Below are 24,067 nucleotides of genomic sequence, written 5' to 3'. Positions count from 1 at the left end.
TGAGGAGGAGGGGCGGGAGGACGTCGTGGGGCGATCGCGCGGGCGCGGGCTCAGCCGCCGGAGGCGAGCCACTCGCGCTGGCGCTTCATCAGGTCGTTCAGCAGCGCCTTGTCCGGCGTGCCCTTGACCTCGACGTCGACGGTGTACTGGACGTCGCCCTGGCTGGAGATGCCGGTCATCGAGCCGGTGTAGGCCTCGTTCTTGGGCTTGCGGCGGAAGCCGTGGGCGTTGGGGTCGCCGTCGATGTCGATCGGTTCCTGCGACTTGACGGTGTAGCCCTGGACGAACCGGCTCGCCAGGTCGGCGGAGCCGAAGTGCAGCAGGGTGACGGTGACTTCGGCGGTGCCGTCGGCGGTGCGGTAGGTGCGGGTGGCGCCGTCCCGGTAGCCGAGGCGGCTGAGGATGGTGTCGATGTCGTCCGGCTTGCCGAACATCTCGGAGACGTCGTCACGGGTCATCGCCATCCCGTCGGCGGGCCCGTAGGACTCGCCGCCGGCCGGGATCGGGAGCAGGAAGTAGCGCAGGTCGCCGTCGTGCTTGCCGCCGCTGACGGTGCCCTTGACGGTGCTCGCCGGGGCGGGCTCGGTCGGGACGGCCGTCGGCACCGGGACGGGTACGGCGGAGGGCGTGGCGCTCGCGGCGGCGCTCGGGCCGCCGCTCGCCGGGGCGGTGGCGGTGGCGGTGGCACGCGGTGCGGGCGCGGCGGCCGGGTGGCCGTCCGGCTTGCCGACGGCGACGGTCACCGCGGCGCTGGCCGCCGTGACGGCGAGCAGTCCGGCGGTGGCCAGCGCGACCCCGACGGCGCGCGGCAACCGGCGCGGGGCCGGGGCCGCCGGGGCCGGGTCGGCGGGCTCGGGCGCAGGCGCGGGCTCGGGCGCAGGCGTGGGCTCGGGCACGGCAGCCGCTTCCGGCGCGGCTGCGGGCTCGGGCGCTACGACGGCCGGCTGCGCTACGACGACCGGCGGCGGGTCGGTGAACGCGGCGCTCTCGTTCTCGGGCGCGGGCAAAGGACTCCCCCCATGGGAATGATCGGAATGTCGCACGTGGGCCACCGTCGCAATCCGCTCCCCCACGGCTTTCCCGGACCGGCCATCACGCGTCTCAGCAGGGATTATGAGAGTCCGATGACCTTCTCGCCAACAAAATCAATCACCGCACTCCCGTGCAATGCCCGATGAATCGGACACTCCGTGACCCAACCGCAACAGGCGCCCTGCCGGGGTGTCGTGCGTCCGGGTGCCGCGGGCGGCGGTTCCGGCCCGGCCTTGAGTTGGAGTGCGCTCCAAGTCCTACGGTTCCTTCCGTGGTCAGGGCCGGTCGGCCGGGGCCGCGGCACGGGAACGGGTACGAGGAGAGGACAGGCGCCATGGGTGTTGCGGAGCAGGGGGCCGGGCAGCGGCAGGAGCGGTTCGAGCGGGGCATGGAGGTGCTCACCCGGGTCGACGGGGAGGGCGGGCAGCGGGTGGTGGACGCGCTGGCCGACATCAGCCCGGAGCTGGCCCACCAGGTCGTCGCCTGGGGCTTCGGCGACGTCTACAGCCGCCCCGAACTCGCCCCGCGCGACCGGCAGTTGGTGACCCTGGGGATGCTCACCGCGCTCGGCGGCTGCGAGCCGCAGCTGGAGGTCCACATCAACGCCTCGCTCAACGTCGGCCTCACCCCCGTGGAGATCACCGAGGCGCTGCTGCACTCGGCCGTGTACTGCGGGTTCCCCAGGGCGCTGAACGCGACCTTCGTCGCCAAGAAGGTCTTCGGCGAGCGCGGCCTCCTCCCGGTCACGGCGAACTGACGCCGGACCACCGCACCGCCGGGGCGCGGCCGGTGCGATCATGCGGCCATGACGTATTCGGCAGCACGTGACGCGTTGGAGGGCCTGGCGCTCGGGGACGGCTTCGGCGAGCGGTGGTTCCCGCTCTTCCGCACACCGAAGGTGGCGTTCGCACAGATCCGGGCCCGGCAGGTGCCGCCGGAGACCCCGTGGCACTGGACCGACGACACGGCGATGGCGCTGTCGGTGTACGGGATCCTCACCGCGTACGAGGCGGTGCACCAGGAGCGCCTGGCCCAGGCCTTCGGGGCGACGTACCTGGCCGACGCCTACCGCGGTTACGGCAACGGCATGAGCCTGCTGCTGCCCCGGCTGGCCGGGCGGCCGTCGGCGTGGCGCGAGGAGTCGCGCAGGCTGTTCGACGGGCAGGGCAGCCTGGGCAACGGTGCGGCGATGCGGGTGGCGCCGCTGGGCGCCTGGTTCCACGCGGACCTGGACGAGGCCGCGGAACAGGCCGCGCTGTCGGCCGAGGTGACGCACGCCCACCCCGAGGGGATCGCCGGCGCGGTGGCCGTGGCGCTGGCGGCCGCGCTGGCCGCGCGCGGACGCGGGGGCGCCGGGGCTCCGGCACCGGCACCGGCACCGGCTCCGGCTCCGGCTCCGGCACCAGCACCGGCCGGGGCCGACTTCCTCGCCGAGGTGGCCGGGCGCACCCCGGCCGGCCCGGTGCGCGAGGGCCTGGCCCGGGCCGCCGAACTCGCCCCGGACACCGAGCCCTGGCGCGCGGCGGACCTGCTGGGCAACGGGCAGCGGGTGCGGGCCGGCGACACCGTGCCCTTCGCCCTGTGGTCGGCCGCCCACCACCTCGACAGCCTCACCGACGCCCTGTGGACCACCGCCGAGGGCCTGGGCGATGTGGACACCACCTGCGCCATCACCGGCGGCGTGGTCGCCGCCCGCACCGGCCTGGGCGGGGAGGCCGCCGGCTGGCTCGCCCGGCGCGAGCCGCTGCCGGAGTGGGTGGCCGGGGCCGAGGACGAGAGCCCGGTACGGCGCGCGGGCTGAGCCCCCGGGCCGGGCGGGGGCCGGGCGGGGACGACCACGGTGACACCGGTCCGCCGCCGGCGGGACGAAGACAATTCCATGATCATCAATCCCGTCTCCGTCGTGCCGTCCTCTCCGTCGTTTGCCCACGTCTACGGGCCGACGCCTAGACGATGAAGCGGTGGATGGCCTCGTTGGCGTGGTCCTGAAACGACGGGTTGGCCAGGTCGGGGAAGATGTCCGCCTGGTTGACCAGGGGGCCCTTCAGCTTGTTGGCCGCGCTGGCGTAGAACACCCCGCTGGCCAGGGTCGGGTCGGTGACGCCGTCGACCAGTCGCTTCGCGCCGACCTCGAGCTTGTGGGAGATCCCCAGGGCGGGCAGGACGTACTTGGACGCCATGCGCAGCGGTAGGGCGATGTTGTTGGCGGCTTGGGTGCCGGTGGTGGCGCCGGGGCTCACGGTGATGAAGCGGCGGTCGGGGTGCCGGCGGGCCAGGTAGGCCATCCAGAGGGCCCCGATGTACTTGGCCTGCCCGAAGGCGAGGTTGAAGTCGGTCTTTCCGTCGGCGAAGAATCTGCCGTCGATGACGGTGGCGAGTTCGTCGGCAGAGGTTGAGGCGAAGGACGGCCGCTTCATCCGCAGCATCGGAAGTCCCCTGGCTGCTTCACTTCCGGCGAGGACCGCGACCTCGCCGAGCCGTCCCTCGGCCAGGAGTCCTTCGAGGAGGACGACGTGGCCGAGAACATTCGTCGCGAACACATTGGTGACCCCGTCAGCGGTCAACTCCATCGATCTCGGGCCGATGACGCCGGCGTTCATGACCAGTGCGTCGACGTTTCCGTCGACGGCGGCAAGGCCGGCGCGGACCGAGCCCAGATCGGCGACGTCCATGACGACGATGTCGAAGATTCGTCGGCCGGTGGCGGCTTCGAGCTCGGCCTTTGCCGTTGTCGCCCGGTCTCGGTTGCGGCAGGCCAAGTAGATGCGGGTCGTCTCCGGTCGCAGGGCCAGTTGCCGGGCCACGTCCTTGCCGATCCCGCCGTTGGCGCCCGTGATCATCACGGTCTTTCCCGGGAGTGTGCTCATCGGGATTCCCTCTCATCTTCTGCGGGGCCGATCAGGTTGAACGGCTCATGCCGCTTCGCGGGGGCCGGTGCTGCGTCGGCGAGTCACGTGGCCTTCAAAGTGGGTTGTGCAACTCAGTCTGACCCGGCCCAGACTGGGCTGTCAAACTCAGAATCGCTACCATGGGTGCATGGCGAACAAGACGAACAATCGGCCGCGGCTCACCGCGAAGGGCGAGCGCGTCCGGGGCCGAATCGTGGAGGGGGCTGCGGCCTTGATCCACGAGCGCGGGGTCGCGGGTACCACCCTGGAAGACGTCAAGGGGGCAGCGGAGGTCAGCGGCTCGCAGCTCTACCACTACTTTCCCGACAAGAACGAGCTCCTGCAGGCGGTCATCGACTACCAGGCCGACACTCTCGTCGCTCACAATCGGCAGGCGCTCGGCAGCGAAGACGGAATCGCAGCCTGGCGGGACATGCTGATCGCCGGGGTGAAGCACGGCCAGGCCAAGGGAGGCTGCCCACTCGGCTCGCTCGGCGGCCAACTCGCCGAGAGCGACCCCGAGTCCCGAGCCCTCATCGCCGCCGGATTCGAGCAGTGGTCAGCTGCCATCAGCGAAGGACTCACGTCGCTCCACGCCGACGGGAAGCTCGCACCCGGCATCGACCCGGACGCCCTGGCCACCACCATGCTCGCCACCCTGCAAGGCGGACTGCTGCTCGCCCAGGTTCAACGGAGCACGCGCCCCTTGGAAGTCGCGGTCGATACTCTCCTCGCCCTGGCCATCCGGACTTGAGACCCTGATGGGGATCCTTGCCTGAGGACCTGGTCGCGGACGGGTGCATCATCAAGGCGCCCTCGGGCGGACAGTGCGCGGGGAAGTCTCCTGTGGACCGGGGCGAGCAGGACACCGAGCAATCCCAGCTGACTGGCGGTCACGGGATACCCGTGGTCACGGTGCCCGTCGGCGTGAACGTTCGCGACCACACGCCCGGTCTCGGGTGGTGTCCTCGTGCCGCGCCTGCTGACGCGTGGCCGTGTACGGGCTGGTAGTCGTAGCCGGCGTCCGGCTCAGCCTCGGACTCTGCGGGGACGCCGGTCCAGACCGACGGCCGCTGGGTGGTCGAGCGCACGAACTCGTGGATGAACAACTTCGGCAAGCTTCGCCGCAACACCGAGCGGCGACGCTCCTGCACCGGGTTCTTCCTTGCTCTGGCCACGGTGATGAGGCTCGTTGAGAATCCCCACCCCATGCTCGGGGTGCGGGACAGACCTGCTCACTCGATCTCCCCACCCTCGGAGCGTTGGCCTGGGATGGAGCGTCAGGGCTCCGGAGCCGCCGCGTCGGTCAGCAGCACTTCGGGTCGGACCGCGCTGTCCAAGGGACCTGTCCACGGTCCTCCGGCCTGCAGGGGCTGCCGCTCGGGCGGCCGCCGGGGCGTCGTCACAGGGCCGCGAGTCGCCGAGGCTGCGTCAGAGTTGGGTTGCGCCGCCGTCGACGAGGAGTTCGGAACCGGTGGTGAACGAGCTCTGGTCGGCCGCGAGGTAGAGCGCGGTGGCGGCGACCTCCTCGGGTCGGCCGACGCGACCGAGGGGGGTCGGTGCGGCATGCCCGGCCACCGCGGACCGCCCACCTTGCGGCATGGCGGCCCGCAGCTCGTCGGCCCCGGGGGTCTCGACGGGGCCGGGAGTCAGGGCGTTGACCCGGATCCCGCGATCGGCCAGCTCGGCAGCCCAGGTACGAGCCAGGCTCCGGATCGCGGCCTTTGTGGCGGCGTAGACGCCGAGGCCCGGAGCCGCTCGTAGCGCGGCGCTGGAGGAGAGCAGGATCACCGAGGCTCCGGCCGACAGCAGCGGCAGGGCCTTTTGGACGGTGAAGACGGTGCCCTTGAAGTTGATGGAGGTGGTGCGCTCGTAGTCCTCTTCGGTGATCTCACCCAGTGGGCCGTAGTCCCCGACGCCGGCGTTGGCCAGGACGATGTCCAGCCGGCCGCTGCGCTCGGTGATCTCGGCGAACAGCCGGTCGAGGTCGTCCAGATTCGACGCGTCGCCCTGGATGCCGATGCCGCGCGGGCCGACCAGTGCGACGGCAGCGTCCAGTTCGGCCTTGCGGCGGCCGGTGAGGTAGACCGTCGCCCCCTCTGCGGCGAACCGGCGGGCGGTGGCGAGGCCGATGCCGGTCGAGGCACCGGTCACCAGGGCGGTCTTGTGCTCCAGCAGTCCCATGTCGTTCTCCAGTCCTAGAGGTAACCATCTTTGTTACATTTATGGGCGGAGAAACATCCCCGCACAGGGGAGCGGTCGGATCAGGTTGCCGTGAGTACGTCCCGCAGGACGTCTTCCAGTGTCGTTCTCGCCAGTTCCTTACGGAGGGCCGCTTCGATCTCGTCGTAGACAGCGGTCATCGCCGGCCCGATGCCGTGACCCACGACGCACTCCGGGTCGGGGGTCGAGCGATGCAGGGCGAAGATCGGCCCCACCTCGACCGCCTCGTAGACATCGAGAAGGGTGATGTCCGCCAGGTCTCGCGAGAGCATCCAGCCGGCCCCCGCGCCTCGCCGCGAGTCGACCAGTCCGGCCTTGCGCAGTTCGGCCAGCAAGCGGCGGATCACCACCGGATTGGTGTTGACGCTCGTGGCGATCTGCTCGGAGGTGGCAACCTCATGGCCACGGCGCTGATAAAGCCCGATCCAGGTCAGGGCGTGTGCCGCGATCGTCAGTCTGCTGTTGGCGCTCACGCCGCACCTCCCTCTGCCTTGAAGCAACAGTAATAGTTACAACAGGACCCGGCAAGTCCCTCCGGGACGTCCCGTTCGGACCGCGCCCGGAACCGTCCCCGGGGCGTGGTGAAGCGCAGTCGTCAGGCAGCACTGCTCATGAACGGAGCCGGTCGCGACCTGGCCGACGGCGGCAGGAGAGGGGGACGTGGTTTCGTTGAACGTGGGGGCAGTGGCAGTCCTGGCGATTGCCGAGAAGCGCGAACGAGGATCTTCCAGGCCGGCCCGGAGACCCCGAGGGGCCGGGTGCTCGTGGCCCTGGCTCAGAGGCAGGGTGGGCGGCCCCAGGCTGTGGCGGGTGCCGCCGGCAGGCGGGGCCCGGCGGGCGCTCGGCGGGCGCTCGGCGGGCGCTCGGCGGGCGGCTGCTGGGCGCCGCCCGCCGTCAACTCCCCTGCCGCCGACCGTACTTCGCCGGGCGGCGGCAGGGGTGCTCGGCGGGCGGCTTCGCGGGTGGGCCTGCGGCCCCGCCGGGGTCAGGCGTGGGTGATCTCGACCGAGTCGATCACCACGGCCTGCGCCGGGCGATCGCCGTCGGTGGGGGCGGCGGCGATCGCGTCCACCACGGCCTTGGAGGCGGCGTCGGCGACCTGGCCGAAGATGGTGTGCTTGCGGTTGAGGTGGGTGGGGGTGCCCACCGTGATGAAGAACTGCGAACCGTTCGTCCCCGGGCCGGAGTTGGCCATCGCCAGCAGGTACGGGCGGGTGAAGAACAGCTCCGGGTGGAACTCGTCCGGGAAGGCGTAGCCGGGCCCGCCGGTGCCGGTGCCGGTCGGGTCGCCGCCCTGGATCATGAAGCCCTTGATCACCCGGTGGAAGGTCGTGCCGTCGTAGTACGGGCCGCTGCCCGGCTCCCCGGTGCGCGGGTCGGTGTACTCCCGGGTGCCCTCGGCGAGTTCGACGAAGTTGCGGACCGTCTTCGGCGCGTGGAACGGGAACAGTTCCAGCCGGATCGGGCCCGCCGTGGTGTGCAGGGTGGCGAACCGGGCGTTGGCCACGGGTGTCTCCATTCTTCGTCGGTCCTGTTCGGTGTTCGGGTGGGCATCCTGGCACATGGGAGGATTCGTGGCCGAACCGGTAGGGGAAGTGGAGGTGGCGCCGTGGTGGTCGGAGCGGTGCTGGTCGGGGTGCTGGTGCTGGTGCTCGCCGGGTGCGGGTGCATAGTGTGGGCCGCGCGCGGCGGGCCGGGCTGGGTGCGCGCGGTGGCGGCGGTGACGCTCGGCGCGGGCGACCTGCTGCGCGGCGCGGAGCAGCGCCGTCGGCGGCGGCAGCAGCGGGAGCGGTGGCTCCTGGGCCGGAACAGCAGCGGCGAGAGCGGCGGGGACGGGAGCTGAGGCGTGACGGACGGACAGCAACTGCGACGGACCTTCGAGGTGGGGCTGGCCGAGGCCCTGGCCGGGCGCGGGGTGGCGACCTGCCTGGGTCTGGACGACCCGACCGAGGAGGCGCTGTGGGCGGTGTACGACGCCGCGACCGGCCACCGCACCGGCCCGGAAACGGTCGAGGAGCTGGTGGCGGCCGCCCGCCGGACCTTCGAGGGGCAGCTGGACGGCAGCAACGCGGCGCGCTGGCGCGAGCAGCTCGCGAAGAAGTTCGCCGAACACGGGTACTGAGCCGGAGGCGCCGAGCCCGGGGCGCTGAGCCGGGGGCACTGAGTGGGGGCCGGACGCGGCGTGTCCCCGGCCGCCGTGGTGGGCACGGCGGCCGGGGACACGAGCGGGCGTCGGCCCTGCGCGTGTCAGCCCTCGGCCTGTCAGCTCTCGGTGCGTCAGCTCTCGGCGGAGCGGCGGCGCGAGAGCGCGACCAGCGCCGCGCCCGCGGCGAGGGCCGCGGCGGCGCCGCCCGCCTCCCAGCCCAGGCCCTCGGTGCCGGTGGCGGCGAGCGCGCCGGTGGCGGCGGCGGCGCCGGTACCCGTGGTGCCGGTACCCGTGGTGCCGGTGCCCGTGGTGCCGGTCCCGGTCAGGGCGGCCGGCTGGACGGTCTGCGGCTGCTGGGCGCCCTGGTCCTGCTGCCCGGCGGGCTTGTCGCCCGGCTTCTCGGCCGGCTTGTCGGCGGGCTTGTCCGCCGGCTTGCCGGCGGCGGCCTCGTCCGCGGCGCGGGCCGTGGCCCAGCCCTCGGCGAGGAACTTGGCGATGTCGGCGTCGCTGCCCTCCATCGCCGTGCCGGCCGCCGCGCGCACGGCCGGGCCGCCGGTCTCCATCAGCTGCGAGACCTTGACGCGGTTGTCGGAGGCGCGCAGCTTGGGCAGGTCGCGCAGGAACTGGGCGACGTCGGCCGGGGTGCCGGCGAGCGCCTTCTTGGCGGCGTCGAGGGTGTGCGGGCCGGTGTTCTGGTCGGACAGCGCGACGAAGAGCGCGACGCGGTCGTCCGAGGCCTGGGCGGCGGGGTAGCCCTCCGCGAGCCACTTCGCGACCTCCGCGTCGCTGCCGTCCATCGCCTTGTTGGCGCCCTCGCGCACCTCGCGGCCGCCGGAGGCGAGCAGCTGGGAGACCTTGACCCGGTTGTCGTCGGCGCGCTGCCTGGGCAGCTCGGCCTCCAGGAAGTGCCTCAGCTGGGCGGCGCCGCCCTTGAGGGCCTTCTCCCCCTTCTCGCGCACGCCGCGGCCGGTGTTCGGGTCGGCCAGGATCTTCTGGATCTCGGCGCGGTCCGCGTCCTCGGCCTGGGCGGCCGGCAGGCCCTCCGAGAGGAACCTCAGCAGGTCCGCCTCGCTGCCCTCCAGCACCTTGCCGCCGGCCTCGCGTACGGCCGGGCCGCCGCGGTTCATGTACTGGGAGACCTTCACCCGCAGGTCGTCCAGGCGGTTCTTGGGGAAGTCGATCTCCAGGAAGTGCCGCAGCTGGGCGGCGTTGCCCTTGAGGGCCTGCTGGGCGGCCTCGCGCACGCCGGGGCCGGTGTTCTTGTCGTCCAGGATCTTCTGGATCTCGGCACGGTCGCGCTGCTCCTGCCCCTCGGGGGCCTCGGGGCGGCTGCTGTTGCCCGGGCCGCCGTTGACGCCGTCGTCGCCGGGGGTGACGTCCGGCGTGGAGCCGGAGGCGGTGTCGGGACCGGAGAGCCCGGTCGGCCGGGGGGCGTCGGCGGCGGAGGCCGAGGAGGGGAAGAGGACGGCGGGCGCCAGGACCGCGGCGGCGACGACGGTGGACACCCGGGGCAGCTTCATGCGGGCAGACCTGTATTTCCTGTGAAGAGATCTTGAACGCCCGACAGCATAGGCCCCTTTTTGCTATTGCCATACCAGGTATTTGCCGCCCCCCTTCCCGCACCGGACCGAACCGTCACGGCGGACGTCACGGCGGACGTCACGGCCTGTCAGCGGCACGCTCTAGGGTGGGCGCTGTGAGCTTTCATCTCGTCGTCGGACACGGGCCCGCCGGGGCCGCCACCACCCGCCTGCTGGCCGAACAGGGCCACGAGGTCCGGGTCGTCACCCGTACCGGGCGCCCCGCCGCCCCCGCCGACGGCGTCGAGCACCTCGCCCTGGACGCGAGCGACCCGGCCCGGCTGGCCGAGGCCGCGCGCGGGGCCGTCGCGATCCACGGCTGCGCCGCGCCGCCGCTGCCGCAGTGGGCCGGGCGGTGGCCCGCGCTCGCCTCCGCGCTGTGCGCGGCCGCCGAGGACAGCGGGGCCGTGCTGGTGATGCTCGGCAACCTGTACGGCTACGGCCCGGTGGACCGTCCGATGACCGAGGACCTCCCGCTCGCCGCCACCGGCCCCAAGGGCCGGGTGCGCGCCGCGGCCTGGGAGCAGGCCTGGGCCCTGCACGAGGCCGGGCGGATCCGCGCGGTCGAGGTGCGGGCCTGCGACTTCTTCGGACCCGGCGTCACCGACGGCGGCCACCTCGCCTCCCGGGCCGTGCCCGCCCTGCTCAAGGGCCGTCCGGTCACCGTCCTGGGCGACCCGGACGCCCCGCACAGCTGGACCTACCTGCCGGACGTGGCCCGTGCCATGGTCGAGGTCGCCGCCGAGGAGAGCGCCTGGGGCCGCCCCTGGCACGTCCCCACCGCCCCCGCCCTGCCGGTGCGCACCATGGTCGAGCGCCTGGCCGCCGAGGCCGGCACCGGCCCCGTCCCGGTGCGCCGCCTCTCCCCCGTCCTGCTCGGCGCGGCCGGCCTGTTCTCCCCGCTGCTGCGCGAACTGCGCGAGACCCGCTACCAGTTCGACCGCCCCTTCGTGGTGGACTCCTCCGCGTACGAGGCCGCCTTCACCGTCCGCGCGACCCCGCTGGACGAGCAGGTCGCGGCGACCGTCGCCTGGTGGCGCGAGCGGTCGTAGGCGGGCCCGGGGGGCTCGGTGCCCGTTGAGTCAGTGCCCCCTTGAGTCAGTGGCCCTTGAGTCAGTGGCCCTTGAGTCAGTGCCCCTTGAGGCTGTCCGCGCCCCGGTAGCCGGCCGGCACGCCCTCGGCGATGATCACGTCGGCGACCATGTGGCGGGTGCGCAGCGGCAGGATCTCCCGGTAGGCGGGCGAGTCGTACCAGGCGCGGGCGCTCCCGTAGTCGGGGAACTCGATCAGGATCAGCCCGAGCTGGCCCCAACTGCCCTCCAGCGTCTCGAACGTGCCGCCGTGGACGACGAAGCGCCCGCCGAAGTCGTCGAGGGTGGTGTCGATCCGCTCCAGGTACTCCTCGATGTCGGGGCACATCTCGGCGGCGTGGACCTGGGCGAGGGCGTAGGCGCTCATGTGCTGCTCCCGTGGCGGTGTCGGAGGGGGGTTCGTCGTGCTGACGTCTCCGACGGTAGGGCTCGGCAGGGGCCCGCCGAATCCGTCACGCATCAGTAGGGATGACGTAGCCGGGCGAGGTCGGGGCGGGGGTGCGCGCGGGGGTGCACGGGGGTGCGCGGGGGGTCCGAGAAAGCTCGGATACCGGTGGGTGACGGGTTCCTGACAGCCTGGGTGCCGGTCGGCCGGCCGTACCGCCTCTGCCCCCGTACCGCTTCTGCCCCCGTACCCCCTCGATCTGGAGATCCCTTGCGCTCGCTCATCCGACGCATCGTCCTCTCGGCCGCGCTCGCCCTGGGCGGCCTGGCGCTGGCCCCCGGTGCCGCCTCGGCCGACACCCCGGCGACGGTCCTGTTCAACCAGGCCTCCGAACGCTGTCCCGACGGCGCGGTGTGGGACACCCAGGACATGCACCCCTGCGCGCCCTCGAACAACCCCGGCAAGTGGGTGTTCACCCCGGTCCCGGGCTGGACCGGCGTCTACACGATCAACAACGAGGCCGACAGGCGCTCCTGCCTGACCGCCTCCGACAGCCGCCCCAGCGGCTACCAGTGCTACGCGAACCAGACCAGCCAGATGTGGCGGATCACCCCCTACACGGCGCCCGGCCAGAGCGCGAAGTACGACATGGTGGGGGTGCGGATCCAGAACGTGTCCAGCTCGCTGTGCCTGGACAACACCAAGAAGAACTTCGGCGGCTGGAAGCTCTACATGTTCGGCTGCAACGACGGCGCCTACCAGCAGTGGAACATCTACCGCAGCAGCTACGAGGCCCTGTTCGGCCCGGTCGGCGCCCACAAGGGCATGACCTGGGCAACCCTGGAGCAGCGCGCCGACAACGTGGTGCATGTCGGCTACGACACGGCCAGCGACCCGTACCAGGGCGACACCCCGGCCGGCAGCCGGCTGCCGGTGCTGTGCCTGCGCAAGGACGACCGCCCCGCCCCGGCGGGCGTGCCCACCAGCGGCTTCCACAGCTGGGCCGGCGGCGAGGTGAAGGCCACCGCGCCGGTGCCCGGCACCCAGCTGAGCAGCCGGGCCACCGCCGACCAGCTGTGCGCGGCCTCGTTCGGGGCGGACTTCCGGATGGCGGAGTTCCACGACGCGTCGGGCTGGGGGCTGTGGGCCAACGGCACCCTGCCGACCCAGACCAGGTTCTGGACCGCGATCGACGACCAACCGGCCAACCCGTGGAGCTGACCGCCTCGGCGGCGCGTCACGGGTGATCGGGGGCGGGGGCGGGTGCCGAGCAGTGTGGCACCCGCCCCCGAATTTTTCGGTCACCCTCGGCCTGCTCCCGGCCATTCGTTCGTACGTCCACCGGCAACGGGGGCCCGTTTCCCTAGCCTTCGGTCTGTGGCCAAACGACGCGACATCGAGCGGGAAGTGCTGGGCACCATCGGCGAACTGGCGGCCTCCCGGCTGCCCACGGCCGAGCTGTTCGGGGAGTTGCACGCCCTGCTCCGGGGCCCGCTCGGTTTCGACGGCGGGTGCTGGCACGGCACCGACCCGGTCACCGGGTTCCCCACCTCCACCGTCGCTTCCGGCCTCGACCCCGCCGGCTTCGAACAGGCCGTCCGCCTGGAGCTCCAGGGCGAGGACGCCACCACCTTCGAGGCCATCCGCGCCGCCGGGCAGCGGGTGCAGAGCGTCGGCCGCGCCACCGACGGCCACCTCGAACGCAGCGTCCGCTACCGGGAGTTGCTCCAGCCCTGCGGCTACGGCGACGAACTGCGGATCAACTTCGACCTCGGCGGCGGCCGCTGGGGCAGCGCCGCGTTCATGCGCGAGAACGGCCGCGACCCCTACGACCTGCCCGAGTTGCGCCTGGCCGCCCGCATCGCCACCCCGGTGGGCGCCGCCCTGCGCGCCGCCCACCGCGCCTCGCTGTGGCCCACCCGCACCGCCCCGCCCGCCCTCGCCCCGGCCGTCGCCGTCCTGGACGCCCACGGGCGGCTGCGCTCCGCCGACGTGGCGGCCCGCGACCTCATCTCCCGGATGGCCGAACCCGGCGGCCTCGTCCTGGGCGTGCCCAGCGGCTTCCTCACCGTGGCCCGCCAGGCCGCCCGCACCGGCCGCCCGGCCGAGGTCCGGGTGTGCACCCCGGACGGCCAGTGGCTCGCCCTGCACGCAACCGCCCTCGACGGCCCCTCCGACGGCGTCGCCGTCATCGCCACCCCGGTCTCCCCCGTCCAGCACCTGCCGCTGGCCGTCCTCGCCCACGGCCTGTCCCCGCGCGAACAGCAGGTCGCCCTCCACGCGGTGCGCGGCACCAGCACCAAGGACATCGCCGCCCTCCTGCACCTGACCGTCCCCACCGTCCAACAGCACGTGGGCGCCATCCTCGACAAGACCGGCACCCGCACCCGCCGCGAACTCGTCACCCTCCTGATGGCCGGCCACCTCCCCACCCTCGGCCTGCCCCCGGCGTGACGGGGAACGCGAAGCGGCCGGACCCGTGTTCAGGGCCCGGCCGCAACTCCCGCTTACCCTGCCCAGCTCTCAGAACGAGCGCCAGACGTCGGGACCCACCGCCCAGTCGATCAGCTCATCGGCCGAGGTGTCCCAGCAGAATTAGTCGGAGGGCGTGTTGTTCGCCCAGGCGAGCAGGCCCCCTTCGCCGGAAACGGCTCGTAGGGGCGAGCTTCCACCCCATCGCAGCCGTAGCACTTCTCCAACATCTCCGACGCCGACATAGCCAAGGGCGGCAGGATCCCCGCTCCGGGTCCTGCCGCCCTCTTCGGCACTAGAAAGCGAGGAAGGAAACCTTCCGTTCGCCCGACGGCAATGACGCCGGCAGCCCGGGCACCGGGAACCGGCCGGAGTACAGGCCTTCGAGGAAGGACACAGCGCTCTCCGGGTAGGACCACCATCCGCCACTACGGCCCCGTACGACGACCGTCCATTCATCGGGATTCCGAGCAGCCGTGTGCCAGAGGATCTCGTCCCCGTTCGGCGTCCCCGCCCAGGCCAGCAGCGCAGCTCTTTCCACGCCTGCCTCCACAGAGATGTACTCCGCAGGAATGTCCCCCTCGGCGATGTCGTCCTCGAAGACCTCCCGGTCGGACTGGACACCGGAGACGAACTTCGACTCCGAGCCCGGGGCCGGGGTCGACACCAGGAGGAAGTCGTCGACCGAGAAGCTGGGGCAATGTGCGGAGAGTTCGCGGTAGTCGGCGGGCAGGCCGGTACCGATCCCCTCTTGAATCGCCGTCCAGTCGATGGCGCGGCCACCCGGAGCGGCCCCCAGGCCGGGAAGCTGGAGCATGAGCCGATCGATCATTTGTGGCACGTTCGCTGCCTCGTATCCGTGTTCTCGATGCGCTTGTCAAACAGTTCGGAGCCGTCAGCCAGGTTGGCCTTCATGCGTATCGCCACCGGGATGCCTTCCTTCCCGGAGTACTCCAACTGCCCCGAGTACTGGACCGCCCTATTGGCCGCGAGCTGTTCAGCCATGCGATTTTCGCACGCCTTCATGCCACCGGTGTTCATCAGGTTATGCCCGGTGAAGAGGTTCTCCTCGCGCCATTCCCCATGGAAGCGGTCGCCCAAGATGTGCGTCCTGTTCCACATCCATTTGCCCGGCTTCAGCTCTTCGTTGAACCCTGGCAGCGGGAAGTCCTTGACGTCGACACTGCCGCCGTCGTCACGCCCGGCGTTGGCCGGCTTCAGGTCGGACGGACAGATGAGCGCGGTCACACCGGTAGGTCGCCCGCCGACCATGGGTTGGTAGTGGAACCGCTGACTCCGATCCTTGGAGCACTCCGTGTCCTGGTCTACCGGCCCGCTGCCGGAACCCGGCTGGGCACCGGGGGCAGTGTGGGTGCTGGTGTCCTGGTCAGGGGTGACGTTCTGGTGCGTGGTCAGCATGTTGAGCAGGTCGGCGGCGTTGTAGATCGCGGAGATGATCTTGAGGAGGTCGCCGGGGTTCGGCGGCTCCCAGTCGAGCCTGGGGAGGGGGCGCTCGACCGAGGGCTTGGTCTTGTCCCACAAGCCCCTGCGGTCGTCGTCCTTCTTGGGCTCGGCGTGGCGCGGTCCTCGCTCGGTCTTGCAGGTCACGCAGCGACCGTTGCCGCCCCCTCGACCACCACCACGACCGCCGCCACCACCACCGCCGGGCCAGGGGTCGGAGTCGGGGTCGGCGGTGCCGTCGACGGGGCGCGGGCGGGCAGCAGGCCGGGCGAGGCGACATCGAAAGGCATCGCCACCCCCGTCTCCCTGTCCAGCACCTGCCGCTGGCCGTCCTCGCCCACGGCCTGTCCCCGCGCGAACAGCAGGTCGCCCTCCACGCGGTGCGCGGCACCAGCACCAAGGACATCGCCGCCCTCCTGCACCTGACCGTCCCCACCGTCCAACAGCACGTGGGCGCCATCCTCGACAAGACCGGCACCCGCTTCACCACCGGGCTGACGCCCGGCGCACTGCGATTAGATCCGGTAGCATCCGCCCAGCTCGAACACATGATCATGCGAACGGGGTGGGACGGATGCCACAGGAAGACGGCAACGGCAGGACGACGAAGCGGCGCCGGCAGGCCCTCGCCGTCGCGGCGGGGGCCTGCGTCCTCGGCGCGGCCGGCCTCGGCGGGGCCCTGCTGCTCACCGGCTCGCACGGCACCACCGCCCCGGCGGCGCAGGACGCGGCGGCCACGTCGAGCCCCTCCCCCGCGGCCTCGCCGTCCGCCACGCCGTCGGCCTCCCCCTCGGCCCCGGTCGAGGCGCCGACGACTCCCCCGGTGCCGGTGGAGACCGGAACGCCCACGGTCGTCCCCGCAGCCGACCAGGCCGAGGACGGGGCCGAGGACGGGGCCGAGGCCACGCCCGAGCCCGCCGCCACCAAGCCGGCCCCGGCCCGACCCCATACCACCCAGGCCCCGGCCGCCCACACCCCGGCCGCCCCGGCTCCGCCGAAGAAGCAGCCCGCAGCCGAGCAGCCGCCCGCCCCCGAGCACACCGTCCCGCCCAGGCCGGTGCCCGAGGCCCCGGCCCCGGTGCGCACCGACACCCCCTGCCCGCCCGGACAGGGCATCACCTACGCCGGCTGCCGCCCGTTCGGCCCGGTCATCACCCTGGGCCCCACCACCCCGCACGGCTGACCACCCCGGGGCCGGGCATCAGGGCCGACGGGGGATCACGGCGAGAGCAAGCGCCACACGTCGGGGCCCATCGACCGGTCCATGAACTCGTCGGCGTCGGGGACCTCACTTGTCCAGGACGGCGGCGAGGAGCGCAGGACGTGGTGGTAGGGCGGTGACGACGGTGACCACCCAGCTCCCGAGTGTCGCCGACCCGAGCCACTGGGTCATCGACCGCAAGGCTCCGGCGGCGACCCTCCCCCAGGTCAAGGTGCCCGCGCACGCCGCACCGACCCGGCAGTCGCCGGAGCGGCCGGCCGACGTCTTCGGGGAGGTCCGCGATGTGGCCTACCACGGGCAGCTCTGTGGCACCGACGTGATCGACGCGAACAGCGGTCCCGGCCCCATGACCCTGACGCTGACCCAGACCCGTTCGACGGCGACCCAGTGGACGGCGAGCGCGTCGATCGACGTGTGGAAGATCTCTGCCGGCGTCGGCTTCAACGTGACCGACACCATCACGAACACCGAGTCCGGCTCCTACACGGTTCCGGCCGGGAAGTTCGGCAACCTGCAGGCGTACCAGCTCTTCGACTACTACACCTACAGCATCTACGACACCCAGGTCGGCGCCTACATCGGCGACGGGGAAGTGAAGAAGCCAGTAGGGTTCTGCTACAACAGCTCGACGAACTAGGAGAGTTGAGTACATGCGGCGATCCAGTCGGTTCCTGGGGGCGGCGAGCCTCGTCGCTACAGCCGTCCTCGCGGCTGCGTGTACCGACAACGGGACAGCGCCGGCGCCTCAGCAGGAAAGCGGTCCCTGGTTCCTGGAGGCGACGGCCGCCGCACGGGCGGATGCCGTCGTCCAGCGCAGTATCGACGCTCCGCCCGCCAAGGGCACCGCCAAGATCCTCGGCATCGCCGATGTCTCGGGCACCAGCGTCGTCCTCGCCGTCAGGAACGGCACCTGCCAGGTGGCAGTCCTGCCGGACGGGCTGACCGATCCGACCGCCACCGCTCCCGATTCCGTCGGAGCGCCGCGTCCCACTGCCAGTTCCTTCGCGGACACACACGTGGATTTCCCCGGGAATGTTCTTGCCGGAACATACACCCAGGCCTCCGCTCAGCTGAGCCCCTTCAAATTCACGGCCCTCGGCTGTGGCGAGAAGGCTATGGCGGTCAGGCTGGAAGGTGTCGGAAAATCCGCTGAGGCACAGAAGAAGGCCGGTGACTCGCTCCGTTTGTGGAAGAACGGGGCAGATCTGGTTCTGGCTGTCGGAACCCCTGAGGCAGTTCATCAGGCCCCGACGTCTGGATGATCGTCGCGCGAAGACGGAGGGTGCGCTCCCACGGGAGCGCACCCTCCGTCTTCGCACCTGCGGGCCCGTCAGTGATCCACAGCAGCGCCTGCCCGCCCGCCCCTCGTCCCCGACGACGGGACGGCCGGTCGGCAGCCAGGCGGACGGGGCGACATCGAAAGGCCAGGTCATGCGGTGAACCGTAGGGGCGGACGCTGACAGGGGCCGGCCGGTGACGGTCAGTCGGGGCGCTGGCCGTGGAGGAGGAGCGGGAGGGCGCGGCCGGTGAGGGCTTCGGCGGTGCGGGCGGCCTGGGAGGGGGCCATGTGGTTGGGGAGTTCGTGGACGGGGACGAAGCGGGCGCCGAGCAGGCGGCTGCGCTTCTGCGGCGGGACGGTGACGGGGTGTTCGTCGCGCAGGGTGCCGCCGTCGAAGACGACGTTGAAGCGCTCCAGGTAGCGGTCGGAGGGGGTGTAGTCGAGGGCGACGGCGTGGGTCAGGCGCAGGATGATGCCGGTCTGGGCCTGCAGGTGGCGGGCGGCGGCGCGGTGCGGGGGCTCGTTCGCCTTGCCGGCGCCGCCGGGCAGGATCATGCCGTCCAGGTAGTCCGGGTCGACGAGCAGGACGTCGCCGCGCTGGTTGCGGACGAGAACGAGGCAGCCGAGCCGGCAGATGGGGGGCTTGGCGAGCAGGCGGGGGTCGTGCACGGGGAGTTCACTTCCTGAGAGCGCAGAACAACAGGAGGGCGAAGCAGGCCCACCACAGCAGGCGGGCGAGGAGTTCAGTCGTCATACGTGAGGCGCTCGTAGCGCAGGCCCTTGCGGAGCAGGTCGACAATCCGCAGCAGGTCGAGGGGGCGGGCGGTGAGGTGCAGCAGGTACTCGCAGGTGGAGCGGCCGGTGTCCCAGTCCACCTCCAGGGTCGGGAGGTTGACCCGGCCGAGGGCGAGGACGGTGGTGAGGTCGTCCAGGACGGCGGCGGCCTGCCGGCGCTGCTCGGCGGTCACGCGGGAGAGGGTCACTGCTCCCCCGGCCGCTTGTGCACCTCGAACAGGCGCCAGGCCGAGAAGGCCTCGGTGAAGGAGGAGAAGCCGCTGCGCTCACCGTTGGGCTTGCACAGCCACGCCCCGGTGCACTCGTTGCGCACCCGGTAGCACCGGGCCTCGGTGTCCCACCGGACACCGTAGCCGTGAAGGCGGGGGGATTGGTCATGAGTCATGGGAGTCAAACTCTCTGCGATCGGAGTTTCACGTTCTGTGCACATGGTGGCCCAGCTTCACCTAGCATCGGAAGCGGAATTGGACTTGTCTTCCAGGACATCCAAGTTGGAGCACCCATGGTGAACATCAGGGAGATTGACCCAGAGTCAAGCCGCTGGGCTCCCTTCGGAGTTCTACTCCGCAGGTCACGGCGCGCGGCCAACCTCACCCAGAAGCAGCTCGCGAAGCGCATCGGCTGCCACCCCAGTACTGTCTCCGTCGCTGAAACTGCCACGAAGCAGGTGTCGAGACAGTTCGCCGAGAAGGCGGACGAAGTCCTCGGGACCCACGGCTCGCTGACGCTGATGTGGATCCAGGCCGCCAACAGCGCAGGCCTCGCCGAGGGGTTCGCCGAGTTCACCAAGCACGAGGCCCAGGCCACGGAGATAAGGCTGTTCGAGATCGGCGCCATTCCTGGCCTGTTCCAGACCCGGGCCTATGCCGAGGCCGAGCTGGCAGGCGCGGTCGATCTGGGTGAGGTCACCGCCGAGCAGGCCGAGGAACGTCTCAACTTCCGGATGACCAGGCAGAAGCTCCTGGAACGCACGCCTCCACCCCTGGTCTTCGTCGCCCTCGACGAGAGTGCTCTTCGATGGCGGCTCGGCGGTCCCTCTGTCATGGCCGAACAGCTCCAGCACCTCGAAGACCTGGCCAGCGGAATGCCGAACATCCTGGTGCAGGTTGTCCCCTTCACTATGGGCGTCCACCGATCGTTCCGCTCGGCCGTCACACTGCTGACAATCGGGGAAAGCACCCACTTCGGATACACCGAGACGCTGCACCGAGGTTTCCTCGAACGCGATCGGACCACTGTCGTGACGTGGCGCAGGAGATACGATCGTCTCCAAGTAGACGCGCCGCCCAGGGCCGAGTCCCTGAGCGTGATCAGAAGCATCCGGAAGGAACTGGCACCATGAGCTCCCGCCTCGACCTCTCCTCTGCACGCTGGGTCAAGTCCTCCCACAGCACCGACGGCGGCCAGTGCATCGAGGTCGCTCCCGGTTTTCCGAACGTGATGCCCGTGCGCGACTCCAAGGACCCCCACGGCCCGGCCCTCGTCTTCCCCGCCGCCGCCTGGCAGTCCTTCGTCACCGCCGTCCGCACCGGCGAGTTCGACGCCCGCTGACCCCAGCGCTTTTAGCCCCGCCGCCCCGGCCCCCGGGGCGGCGGGGCCGTCTCCACTCCTCCGCCAGGTTCAACTCCCCCGGCCACCGCGACTCCAGGGGTGATCCACGAGTGATCCGGCCGAACCTCCTCCAGCCGAACCTCAAGACCGGCCACGACCGGGAAGTTCTCGCCGTCTACCCGTACCGATCGGCCTGCCCGCGATCGGTCTGGGCGCAGCTGATCGCCGAGGCCCGGTCCGAGGTCTTCCTCGCCGGGTACACCAACTACTTCGCCTGGCTGGAGCAGCCCGAGTTGCTGCAGACCCTCCGCCGCAAGGTCGAGAGCGGGTGCCGGATCCGCTTCCTGCTCGGCGATCCGGATTCCGACACGACCCGCGAGCGTGAGCAGATCGAGGGACTCTGGTCCCGGGGCCGCGACATCCGCACCGCCCCGCTGGACGCATAGGAAGTCGGACCCGCCGACTTCCCACTCCTCCAGGAGGGAACCGCCATGAACCCCAACTCCCCCATCACCTGGCGCAAGAGCTCGTACAGCTCCGACGGCGGCCAGTGCGTCGAGGTCGCTCCCGGTTTTCCGAACGTGATGCCCGTCCGCGACTCCAAGGACCCCCACGGCCCCACCCTCGTGTTCTCCGCCGCCGCCTGGCAGTCCTTTGTCACCGCCGTCCGCACCGGCGAACTCCCCACTCCCTGAAACCGGGAGGACCCGACATGACCGACGGGAGCCGGGCAACATGAACCACTCCGGGATCTGGCTGAGCCGTTACGAGTTCCTCAGCAGCAGCCGCAACGGCACCTTCACCGGGCTGCACCACGTCGTCCTGACGCAGGAGGGCGACCGCATCACCGGGCGCTCGCTTCCCGGCGCCTCCTCCAACCCCGGTTCCCCGCTGTCCTTCGACCTGACCGTCGACCGGAACATCGTCACCGGCACCTGGGTCGAACAGACCGCTCAGGACGGCTACTACCACGGAGCCCGCTACCACGGTGCCGTTCAGCTGCTGGTCGATCCGACCGGGCGGCGCATGGCCGGCAAGTGGGTCGGGTTCGGCAAGGAATTCGACGTGAACACCGGCCCGTGGGCTCTCAGGCTGCTCGACAAGTCCACGACCGACGAAATTCTGGCCAAGTACAGCGCACCACCCGCAGAAGGCCCGGCGCTCCACAACTGACCTGCCTGCTCACGCGCCGCTGCCCCGGGGCAGCGGCGCCCCTGACCCTCCCGCCACGAGTACCAGCCCCACGCCGACCGCCCTGAGACGCCGGGGTGATGAACCGTGCCCCTGCCGAACCTCCTCCGGTCGAACCTCAAGACCGGCCACGACCGAGAAGTCGACGCCGTCGACTTCCCACTCCCCCAGGAGGGAACCGCCATGAACCCCAACTCCCCCATCACCTGGCGCAAGAGCTCGCACAGTGGGCAGGGCGGCCAGTGTGTCGAGGTCGCGGACGGCCACCAGAGCGTCGTTCCGGTCCGCGACTCCAAGAACCCCCACGGCCCAGCGCTCGTCTTCCCCGCCACCGCCTGGCAGTCCTTCGTCACCGCCGTCCGCACCGGCGAGTTCGACGCCCGCTAACCCCAGCAATCAGCCCCGCCGCCCTGGCACTCCGGGCAGCGGGGCCGTCTCCACCGAGGTTCCAGGGGTTGGCCGAACTCTCCCTGCATCGAGGACGCAGTGCCCCCGGACGAGCCGAGCCGCGCCGGCCTTTGCGGCTTCCGCTTCGCCGAGCACATCGAGGAACTCCGGTCCCGGGGCCGTGACATCCGCACCGCCCCGGTGGACGCGCGCACAGGAAGTCGGACCCGCCGACTTTCCGCTCCGCCCGGCCGGGGGCCGTCGGCAGGTCGGCCGGCTCCGGTCAGGATGCGGCGGGCAGCTGCGCGGCGAGCTCGGCGAGGACCCGGGCGGCCGGTTCCGGGGCGGCCAGCCACTTGAGGTGGCTGCCGGGGAGCGTGCGGACGGCGTAGGGGTTCCCGGGGGTCAGGGCGTCGGCCTCGCGGATCATCCGGTCCTGCATGGCGAGCGGGATGCTGGTGTCCTCGGTCAGCCGGACGTACGTCCGGGGGATCCGCCCCCAGGTGTCGGGGCGGGCCCGGTCGTCGGGGGTGCCGGCGTCGAGGTTCTCGTCGGGCTGGAAGGTGTTGAGGAGGACCAGGAACTCCTCGTCCGTCCCGTCGGCGAACAGCGCCGCCTTGAAGGCCGCGAGGGCGTCCGGGTCGGCGGTGCGGAAGTTGGAGCGCAGCAGCCCGAGTTCGGCGGGGTTGCCGACCAGCGCCGAGGCGAGCGCGGCGGGGTCGACCGCGGCCATCTCGGGTTCGGCGTAGTAGGCGCTGACGTCGAGGTCGACGGGGCACCAGGAGGAGACGTAGACGAGGTGGTCGATCAGGTCGGGCCGCTGGTTGGCGGCGACGGTGGCCGTCAAGCCGCCGCGGCTGTGCGAGACGAGGACGACGGGCCCGTTGCGCTTGGCCCGCTCCAGGATCCCGATCAGGTGCGCGGCGTTGTCGGCGAGCGTGACGCCCTTGATCACCCCGGGCGTCGCGGCGAGTTCGGCGAGGTCCTGCGGCGCCTGGTAGGCGCGCGGGTAGGTCGCGGCGAAGCCGTGTCCCGGGAGGTCGACGGCGACCGAGCGGTGCCCGAGGAGGCCGAGTTCGGCCTGGAGCGGGGCGAAGGAGAAGGAGTTGGCGAACGCTCCGTGGACCAGGACGAACGTCGGCTGCATCTGGGCTGGGACTGCCTTTCCGGGCGGCGGCGGTGGTGTCGGCGGCGGGGCGGCGCAGCCACTGGGGTGGTGCACGAACAGCTGCCCGCTGCCGGGGATTTCACCCTACTCGGTGAAGATCATCCGCACTACCCCCGGGCCGGGGCCGACCGGCCTCCGACCGGCCGTCAGGTCCAGGGCAGGGAGGAGCGGGTGCGCCAGTAGGCCTCGGCGGGTTCGGGCATGGCGGCGAGGGTGGCGAGGTCGTCCGGGGTGGGGGTGAGGTGGGCGGCGGCGAGGTTGGAGGCGAGCTGGGCGGGGGTGGCGGCGCCGGACAGGACGACGTCGGCCCAGGGCTGGGCGGCGGCGGCCGCCAGGGCGAGGGCGTCGGGGGTGGCGGCGGTGCGGGTGGCCAGGGCGCGCAGGGCGGCGGTGTCGTCCCCGGTGGCGTTGCGCCCGGCCAGGCGGCCGTTGGCCATGCCCTCCTTGACCACGACCAGCCAGCCGGCCCGGTGGGCCTCGGCGAGGGCGGGGGCGGCGGAGGTCTCCAGCAGGTTCCAGGTGGCCTGGACGGCGCTGAACAGCGGACGGCCGTCGACGGTGACGGCCAGGGCCCGGCGGATGGCCTCGGCCTGGGCGGGGCCGCTGGTGGACAGGCCCACCCGCACGCCCTCGGCGGCGAGGGCGGCCAGGCGCCGGTGCAGGGCGGGGTCGGTGAGGGCGGGGCTGTCGGTGGTGACCGAGTGGACCAGGTAGACGTCCAGGTGGGGGCCGAGCAGGGCGCGGGTCTCGCGGATCTGCCGGTCGTACACCGCCGTCGAGTGCTCCTTGACCTCGTGCGCGGTGACGCCGGTGGTGCGCCAGTCGGCCGTGTAGGTGTAGCCCCACTTGCTGCCGACCGTCACCTCGGCGGCGGCCTCCGGGTGTTCGGTGAGCCACTGGGCGAGGAACTCCTCGGCGCGGCCGTAGGAGCGGGCGGTGTCGAAGTAGCGCACCCCGGCGGCGTAGGCGGCGTCGAGGAGGGTGTGGGTGCGCTCGCGCAGGGCCTCGACGGTACGTTCGGCGGGCAGGTCGGCCGCGCGCCCGAGGGTGATGTAGCCGGGCCGGCCGACCGCCGCGGTGCCCAGGCCGAGCCGGGCCCGGGCCGGGGCACCGGGGACGGAGGCGGGGGCGGCGGCGGTGGGATCGGTCGGCATGCTGGCTCTCCTCGGGTGGCGCGACGGTGCTCACCTGGGACT

The 24,067-nt window shown here is 71.9% G+C and carries 31 protein-coding genes and 1 pseudogene; 17 read left to right on the top strand and 15 right to left on the bottom strand.

All coding sequences use genetic code 11. The features are described 5' to 3' along the window. Window positions 1–50: 50 nt before the first annotated feature. Window positions 51–1,007 (bottom strand): hypothetical protein, encoded by a 957-nt coding sequence (locus ACIQWA_RS30560; protein WP_402487971.1) that lies wholly within the window; start codon window positions 1,005–1,007, stop codon window positions 51–53. 359 nt (window positions 1,008–1,366) lie between these two features. On the opposite strand from ACIQWA_RS30560, the gene ACIQWA_RS30555 reads away from it, so the two are divergent. Both ACIQWA_RS30555 and ACIQWA_RS30550 read left to right on the top strand, forming a co-directional pair. Then, the gene (locus ACIQWA_RS30555) at window positions 1,367–1,789 is read left to right on the top strand and encodes a carboxymuconolactone decarboxylase family protein (protein WP_402487969.1); all 423 of its coding nucleotides are present in this window, start codon (window positions 1,367–1,369) and stop codon (window positions 1,787–1,789) included. A gap of 48 nt (window positions 1,790–1,837) precedes the next feature. After that, a complete protein-coding gene (locus ACIQWA_RS30550; protein ID WP_402487967.1) occupies window positions 1,838–2,833 on the top strand; it encodes an ADP-ribosylglycohydrolase family protein in 996 nt (331 codons plus the stop codon). 145 nt (window positions 2,834–2,978) lie between these two features. Here ACIQWA_RS30550 and ACIQWA_RS30545 read toward each other — a convergent pair whose 3' ends face one another. Then, entirely contained in the window at window positions 2,979–3,872 is an 894-nt protein-coding gene (locus tag ACIQWA_RS30545) for an SDR family NAD(P)-dependent oxidoreductase (RefSeq protein WP_402487965.1), read from the bottom strand. A gap of 196 nt (window positions 3,873–4,068) precedes the next feature. On the opposite strand from ACIQWA_RS30545, the gene ACIQWA_RS30540 reads away from it, so the two are divergent. After that, on the top strand, window positions 4,069–4,674 hold the full coding sequence (locus ACIQWA_RS30540; RefSeq protein ID WP_402487963.1) for a TetR/AcrR family transcriptional regulator: 606 nt from the start codon (window positions 4,069–4,071) through the stop codon (window positions 4,672–4,674). A 677-nt stretch (window positions 4,675–5,351) separates the two neighbouring features. Here the strand turns inward: ACIQWA_RS30540 and ACIQWA_RS30535 are convergent. From ACIQWA_RS30535 to ACIQWA_RS30525, 3 genes are all read right to left on the bottom strand, one after another. Next, window positions 5,352–6,104: an SDR family NAD(P)-dependent oxidoreductase gene (locus ACIQWA_RS30535; RefSeq protein WP_402487961.1), complete on the bottom strand. Its 753-nt coding sequence runs from the start codon at window positions 6,102–6,104 to the stop codon at window positions 5,352–5,354. A gap of 80 nt (window positions 6,105–6,184) precedes the next feature. Beyond that, a complete protein-coding gene (locus ACIQWA_RS30530; RefSeq protein ID WP_402487960.1) occupies window positions 6,185–6,616 on the bottom strand; it encodes an Rrf2 family transcriptional regulator in 432 nt (143 codons plus the stop codon). 512 nt (window positions 6,617–7,128) lie between these two features. Further along, window positions 7,129–7,650: a peptidylprolyl isomerase gene (locus ACIQWA_RS30525; RefSeq protein ID WP_402488012.1), complete on the bottom strand. Its 522-nt coding sequence runs from the start codon at window positions 7,648–7,650 to the stop codon at window positions 7,129–7,131. Window positions 7,651–7,755: 105 nt separating this feature from the next. Between ACIQWA_RS30525 and ACIQWA_RS30520 the strand changes: the two genes are divergently transcribed. Both ACIQWA_RS30520 and ACIQWA_RS30515 read left to right on the top strand, forming a co-directional pair. Beyond that, window positions 7,756–7,986, top strand: a complete 231-nt coding sequence (locus ACIQWA_RS30520) for a hypothetical protein (RefSeq protein ID WP_402488010.1) — start codon at window positions 7,756–7,758, stop codon at window positions 7,984–7,986. Between the two features lie 3 nt (window positions 7,987–7,989). Next, on the top strand, window positions 7,990–8,265 hold the full coding sequence (locus ACIQWA_RS30515) for a hypothetical protein (protein WP_402487958.1): 276 nt from the start codon (window positions 7,990–7,992) through the stop codon (window positions 8,263–8,265). Window positions 8,266–8,420: 155 nt separating this feature from the next. On the opposite strand, the gene ACIQWA_RS30510 is transcribed toward ACIQWA_RS30515, so the two are convergent. After that, entirely contained in the window at window positions 8,421–9,809 is a 1,389-nt protein-coding gene (locus ACIQWA_RS30510; protein WP_402487956.1) for an ALF repeat-containing protein, read from the bottom strand. Between the two features lie 176 nt (window positions 9,810–9,985). Between ACIQWA_RS30510 and ACIQWA_RS30505 the strand changes: the two genes are divergently transcribed. Continuing rightward, complete coding sequence (locus ACIQWA_RS30505; RefSeq protein WP_402487954.1) at window positions 9,986–10,921, top strand: NAD-dependent epimerase/dehydratase family protein; 936 nt, start codon at window positions 9,986–9,988, stop codon at window positions 10,919–10,921. Window positions 10,922–10,997: 76 nt separating this feature from the next. Here the strand turns inward: ACIQWA_RS30505 and ACIQWA_RS30500 are convergent, their stop codons facing one another. After that, a complete protein-coding gene (locus ACIQWA_RS30500) occupies window positions 10,998–11,327 on the bottom strand; it encodes a DUF1330 domain-containing protein (RefSeq protein WP_402487952.1) in 330 nt (109 codons plus the stop codon). Between the two features lie 288 nt (window positions 11,328–11,615). Here ACIQWA_RS30500 and ACIQWA_RS30495 point away from each other — a divergent pair, with 288 nt between their 5' ends. Beyond that, window positions 11,616–12,566, top strand: coding sequence for a hypothetical protein (locus ACIQWA_RS30495; RefSeq protein WP_402487950.1), 951 nt, complete (start codon window positions 11,616–11,618; stop codon window positions 12,564–12,566). A 156-nt stretch (window positions 12,567–12,722) separates the two neighbouring features. After that, a complete protein-coding gene (locus tag ACIQWA_RS30490; protein ID WP_402487948.1) occupies window positions 12,723–13,799 on the top strand; it encodes a response regulator transcription factor in 1,077 nt (358 codons plus the stop codon). Window positions 13,800–14,112: 313 nt separating this feature from the next. Here ACIQWA_RS30490 and ACIQWA_RS30485 read toward each other — a convergent pair whose 3' ends face one another. From ACIQWA_RS30485 to ACIQWA_RS30475, 3 genes are read right to left on the bottom strand one after another with little or no spacing between them, the layout of a single operon-like run. Continuing rightward, window positions 14,113–14,649, bottom strand: a complete 537-nt coding sequence (locus ACIQWA_RS30485) for a hypothetical protein (RefSeq protein ID WP_402487947.1) — start codon at window positions 14,647–14,649, stop codon at window positions 14,113–14,115. Beyond that, complete coding sequence (locus tag ACIQWA_RS30480; RefSeq protein ID WP_402487945.1) at window positions 14,646–15,425, bottom strand: DNA/RNA non-specific endonuclease; 780 nt, start codon at window positions 15,423–15,425, stop codon at window positions 14,646–14,648. The genes ACIQWA_RS30485 and ACIQWA_RS30480 overlap by 4 nt, the downstream gene beginning before the upstream one ends. Then, the gene (locus tag ACIQWA_RS30475) at window positions 15,422–15,727 is read right to left on the bottom strand and encodes a hypothetical protein (protein WP_402487943.1); all 306 of its coding nucleotides are present in this window, start codon (window positions 15,725–15,727) and stop codon (window positions 15,422–15,424) included. The genes ACIQWA_RS30480 and ACIQWA_RS30475 overlap by 4 nt, the downstream gene beginning before the upstream one ends. Here ACIQWA_RS30475 and ACIQWA_RS30470 point away from each other — a divergent pair. From ACIQWA_RS30470 to ACIQWA_RS30460, 3 genes are all read left to right on the top strand, one after another. Beyond that, window positions 15,659–16,546 (top strand): hypothetical protein, encoded by an 888-nt coding sequence (locus ACIQWA_RS30470; RefSeq protein ID WP_402488008.1) that lies wholly within the window; start codon window positions 15,659–15,661, stop codon window positions 16,544–16,546. The two genes, ACIQWA_RS30475 and ACIQWA_RS30470, sit on opposite strands and share 69 nt — an antisense overlap. A gap of 78 nt (window positions 16,547–16,624) precedes the next feature. Next, entirely contained in the window at window positions 16,625–17,137 is a 513-nt protein-coding gene (locus ACIQWA_RS30465) for a hypothetical protein (RefSeq protein WP_402487941.1), read from the top strand. A 13-nt stretch (window positions 17,138–17,150) separates the two neighbouring features. After that, complete coding sequence (locus ACIQWA_RS30460; protein WP_402487940.1) at window positions 17,151–17,762, top strand: hypothetical protein; 612 nt, start codon at window positions 17,151–17,153, stop codon at window positions 17,760–17,762. A gap of 218 nt (window positions 17,763–17,980) precedes the next feature. On the opposite strand, the gene ACIQWA_RS30455 is transcribed toward ACIQWA_RS30460, so the two are convergent. The 3 genes from ACIQWA_RS30455 to ACIQWA_RS30445 form a co-directional block, all read right to left on the bottom strand. After that, on the bottom strand, window positions 17,981–18,448 hold the full coding sequence (locus ACIQWA_RS30455; RefSeq protein WP_402487938.1) for an NUDIX domain-containing protein: 468 nt from the start codon (window positions 18,446–18,448) through the stop codon (window positions 17,981–17,983). A gap of 74 nt (window positions 18,449–18,522) precedes the next feature. Then, on the bottom strand, window positions 18,523–18,747 hold the full coding sequence (locus ACIQWA_RS30450; RefSeq protein ID WP_402487936.1) for a hypothetical protein: 225 nt from the start codon (window positions 18,745–18,747) through the stop codon (window positions 18,523–18,525). A gap of 11 nt (window positions 18,748–18,758) precedes the next feature. Further along, the gene (locus ACIQWA_RS30445) at window positions 18,759–18,959 is read right to left on the bottom strand and encodes a hypothetical protein (RefSeq protein ID WP_402487934.1); all 201 of its coding nucleotides are present in this window, start codon (window positions 18,957–18,959) and stop codon (window positions 18,759–18,761) included. A 117-nt stretch (window positions 18,960–19,076) separates the two neighbouring features. Between ACIQWA_RS30445 and ACIQWA_RS30440 the strand changes: the two genes are divergently transcribed. The 6 genes and pseudogenes from ACIQWA_RS30440 (at window position 19,077) to ACIQWA_RS30415 (ending at window position 21,703) form a co-directional block, all read left to right on the top strand. Beyond that, entirely contained in the window at window positions 19,077–19,916 is an 840-nt protein-coding gene (locus ACIQWA_RS30440; RefSeq protein ID WP_402487933.1) for a helix-turn-helix transcriptional regulator, read from the top strand. Beyond that, on the top strand, window positions 19,913–20,125 hold the full coding sequence (locus tag ACIQWA_RS30435; RefSeq protein ID WP_402487931.1) for a DUF397 domain-containing protein: 213 nt from the start codon (window positions 19,913–19,915) through the stop codon (window positions 20,123–20,125). The genes ACIQWA_RS30440 and ACIQWA_RS30435 overlap by 4 nt, the downstream gene beginning before the upstream one ends. Window positions 20,126–20,235: 110 nt before the next feature. After that, a complete protein-coding gene (locus tag ACIQWA_RS30430; protein WP_402487930.1) occupies window positions 20,236–20,571 on the top strand; it encodes a hypothetical protein in 336 nt (111 codons plus the stop codon). Between the two features lie 45 nt (window positions 20,572–20,616). Beyond that, the gene (locus tag ACIQWA_RS30425; RefSeq protein ID WP_402487929.1) at window positions 20,617–20,820 is read left to right on the top strand and encodes a DUF397 domain-containing protein; all 204 of its coding nucleotides are present in this window, start codon (window positions 20,617–20,619) and stop codon (window positions 20,818–20,820) included. A 49-nt stretch (window positions 20,821–20,869) separates the two neighbouring features. Next, window positions 20,870–21,298, top strand: a pseudogene (locus tag ACIQWA_RS30420) (DNA-binding protein); the annotation flags it as partial. Between the two features lie 201 nt (window positions 21,299–21,499). After that, on the top strand, window positions 21,500–21,703 hold the full coding sequence (locus tag ACIQWA_RS30415; RefSeq protein WP_402488006.1) for a DUF397 domain-containing protein: 204 nt from the start codon (window positions 21,500–21,502) through the stop codon (window positions 21,701–21,703). A gap of 283 nt (window positions 21,704–21,986) precedes the next feature. On the opposite strand, the gene ACIQWA_RS30410 is transcribed toward ACIQWA_RS30415, so the two are convergent. Both ACIQWA_RS30410 and ACIQWA_RS30405 read right to left on the bottom strand, forming a co-directional pair. Further along, window positions 21,987–22,850: an alpha/beta fold hydrolase gene (locus ACIQWA_RS30410; RefSeq protein WP_402487928.1), complete on the bottom strand. Its 864-nt coding sequence runs from the start codon at window positions 22,848–22,850 to the stop codon at window positions 21,987–21,989. 167 nt (window positions 22,851–23,017) lie between these two features. Beyond that, entirely contained in the window at window positions 23,018–24,025 is a 1,008-nt protein-coding gene (locus ACIQWA_RS30405) for an aldo/keto reductase (RefSeq protein WP_402487926.1), read from the bottom strand. Between the last annotated feature and the right edge of the window lie 42 nt (window positions 24,026–24,067).

The sequence above is a fragment of the Kitasatospora sp. NPDC098652 genome (assembly GCF_044760155.1).
Taxonomy (GTDB): Bacteria; Actinomycetota; Actinomycetes; order Streptomycetales; family Streptomycetaceae; genus Kitasatospora.
The sequence above is the reverse complement of the archived record's forward strand: the minus strand, read 5'-3'. Positions and strand labels throughout refer to the sequence as shown.

Excerpts from the sequence above, each read along its gene's own strand:
- ACIQWA_RS30555 (WP_402487969.1), top strand. The coding sequence starts at position 1,367 with ATGGGTGTTGCGGAGCAGGGGGCCGGGCAGCGGCAGGAGCGGTTCGAG.
- ACIQWA_RS30550 (WP_402487967.1), top strand. The coding sequence starts at position 1,838 with ATGACGTATTCGGCAGCACGTGACGCGTTGGAGGGCCTGGCGCTCGGG.
- ACIQWA_RS30545 (WP_402487965.1), bottom strand. The coding sequence starts at position 3,872 with ATGATCACGGGCGCCAACGGCGGGATCGGCAAGGACGTGGCCCGGCAA.
- ACIQWA_RS30540 (WP_402487963.1), top strand. The coding sequence starts at position 4,069 with ATGGCGAACAAGACGAACAATCGGCCGCGGCTCACCGCGAAGGGCGAG.
- ACIQWA_RS30535 (WP_402487961.1), bottom strand. The coding sequence starts at position 6,104 with ATGGGACTGCTGGAGCACAAGACCGCCCTGGTGACCGGTGCCTCGACC.
- ACIQWA_RS30510 (WP_402487956.1), bottom strand. The coding sequence starts at position 9,809 with ATGAAGCTGCCCCGGGTGTCCACCGTCGTCGCCGCCGCGGTCCTGGCG.
- ACIQWA_RS30500 (WP_402487952.1), bottom strand. The coding sequence starts at position 11,327 with ATGAGCGCCTACGCCCTCGCCCAGGTCCACGCCGCCGAGATGTGCCCC.
- ACIQWA_RS30485 (WP_402487947.1), bottom strand. The coding sequence starts at position 14,649 with ATGATCGATCGGCTCATGCTCCAGCTTCCCGGCCTGGGGGCCGCTCCG.
- ACIQWA_RS30460 (WP_402487940.1), top strand. The coding sequence starts at position 17,151 with ATGCGGCGATCCAGTCGGTTCCTGGGGGCGGCGAGCCTCGTCGCTACA.
- ACIQWA_RS30445 (WP_402487934.1), bottom strand. The coding sequence starts at position 18,959 with ATGACTCATGACCAATCCCCCCGCCTTCACGGCTACGGTGTCCGGTGG.
- ACIQWA_RS30440 (WP_402487933.1), top strand. The coding sequence starts at position 19,077 with ATGGTGAACATCAGGGAGATTGACCCAGAGTCAAGCCGCTGGGCTCCC.
- ACIQWA_RS30435 (WP_402487931.1), top strand. The coding sequence starts at position 19,913 with ATGAGCTCCCGCCTCGACCTCTCCTCTGCACGCTGGGTCAAGTCCTCC.
- ACIQWA_RS30425 (WP_402487929.1), top strand. The coding sequence starts at position 20,617 with ATGAACCCCAACTCCCCCATCACCTGGCGCAAGAGCTCGTACAGCTCC.
- ACIQWA_RS30415 (WP_402488006.1), top strand. The coding sequence starts at position 21,500 with ATGAACCCCAACTCCCCCATCACCTGGCGCAAGAGCTCGCACAGTGGG.
- ACIQWA_RS30410 (WP_402487928.1), bottom strand. The coding sequence starts at position 22,850 with ATGCAGCCGACGTTCGTCCTGGTCCACGGAGCGTTCGCCAACTCCTTC.
- ACIQWA_RS30405 (WP_402487926.1), bottom strand. The coding sequence starts at position 24,025 with ATGCCGACCGATCCCACCGCCGCCGCCCCCGCCTCCGTCCCCGGTGCC.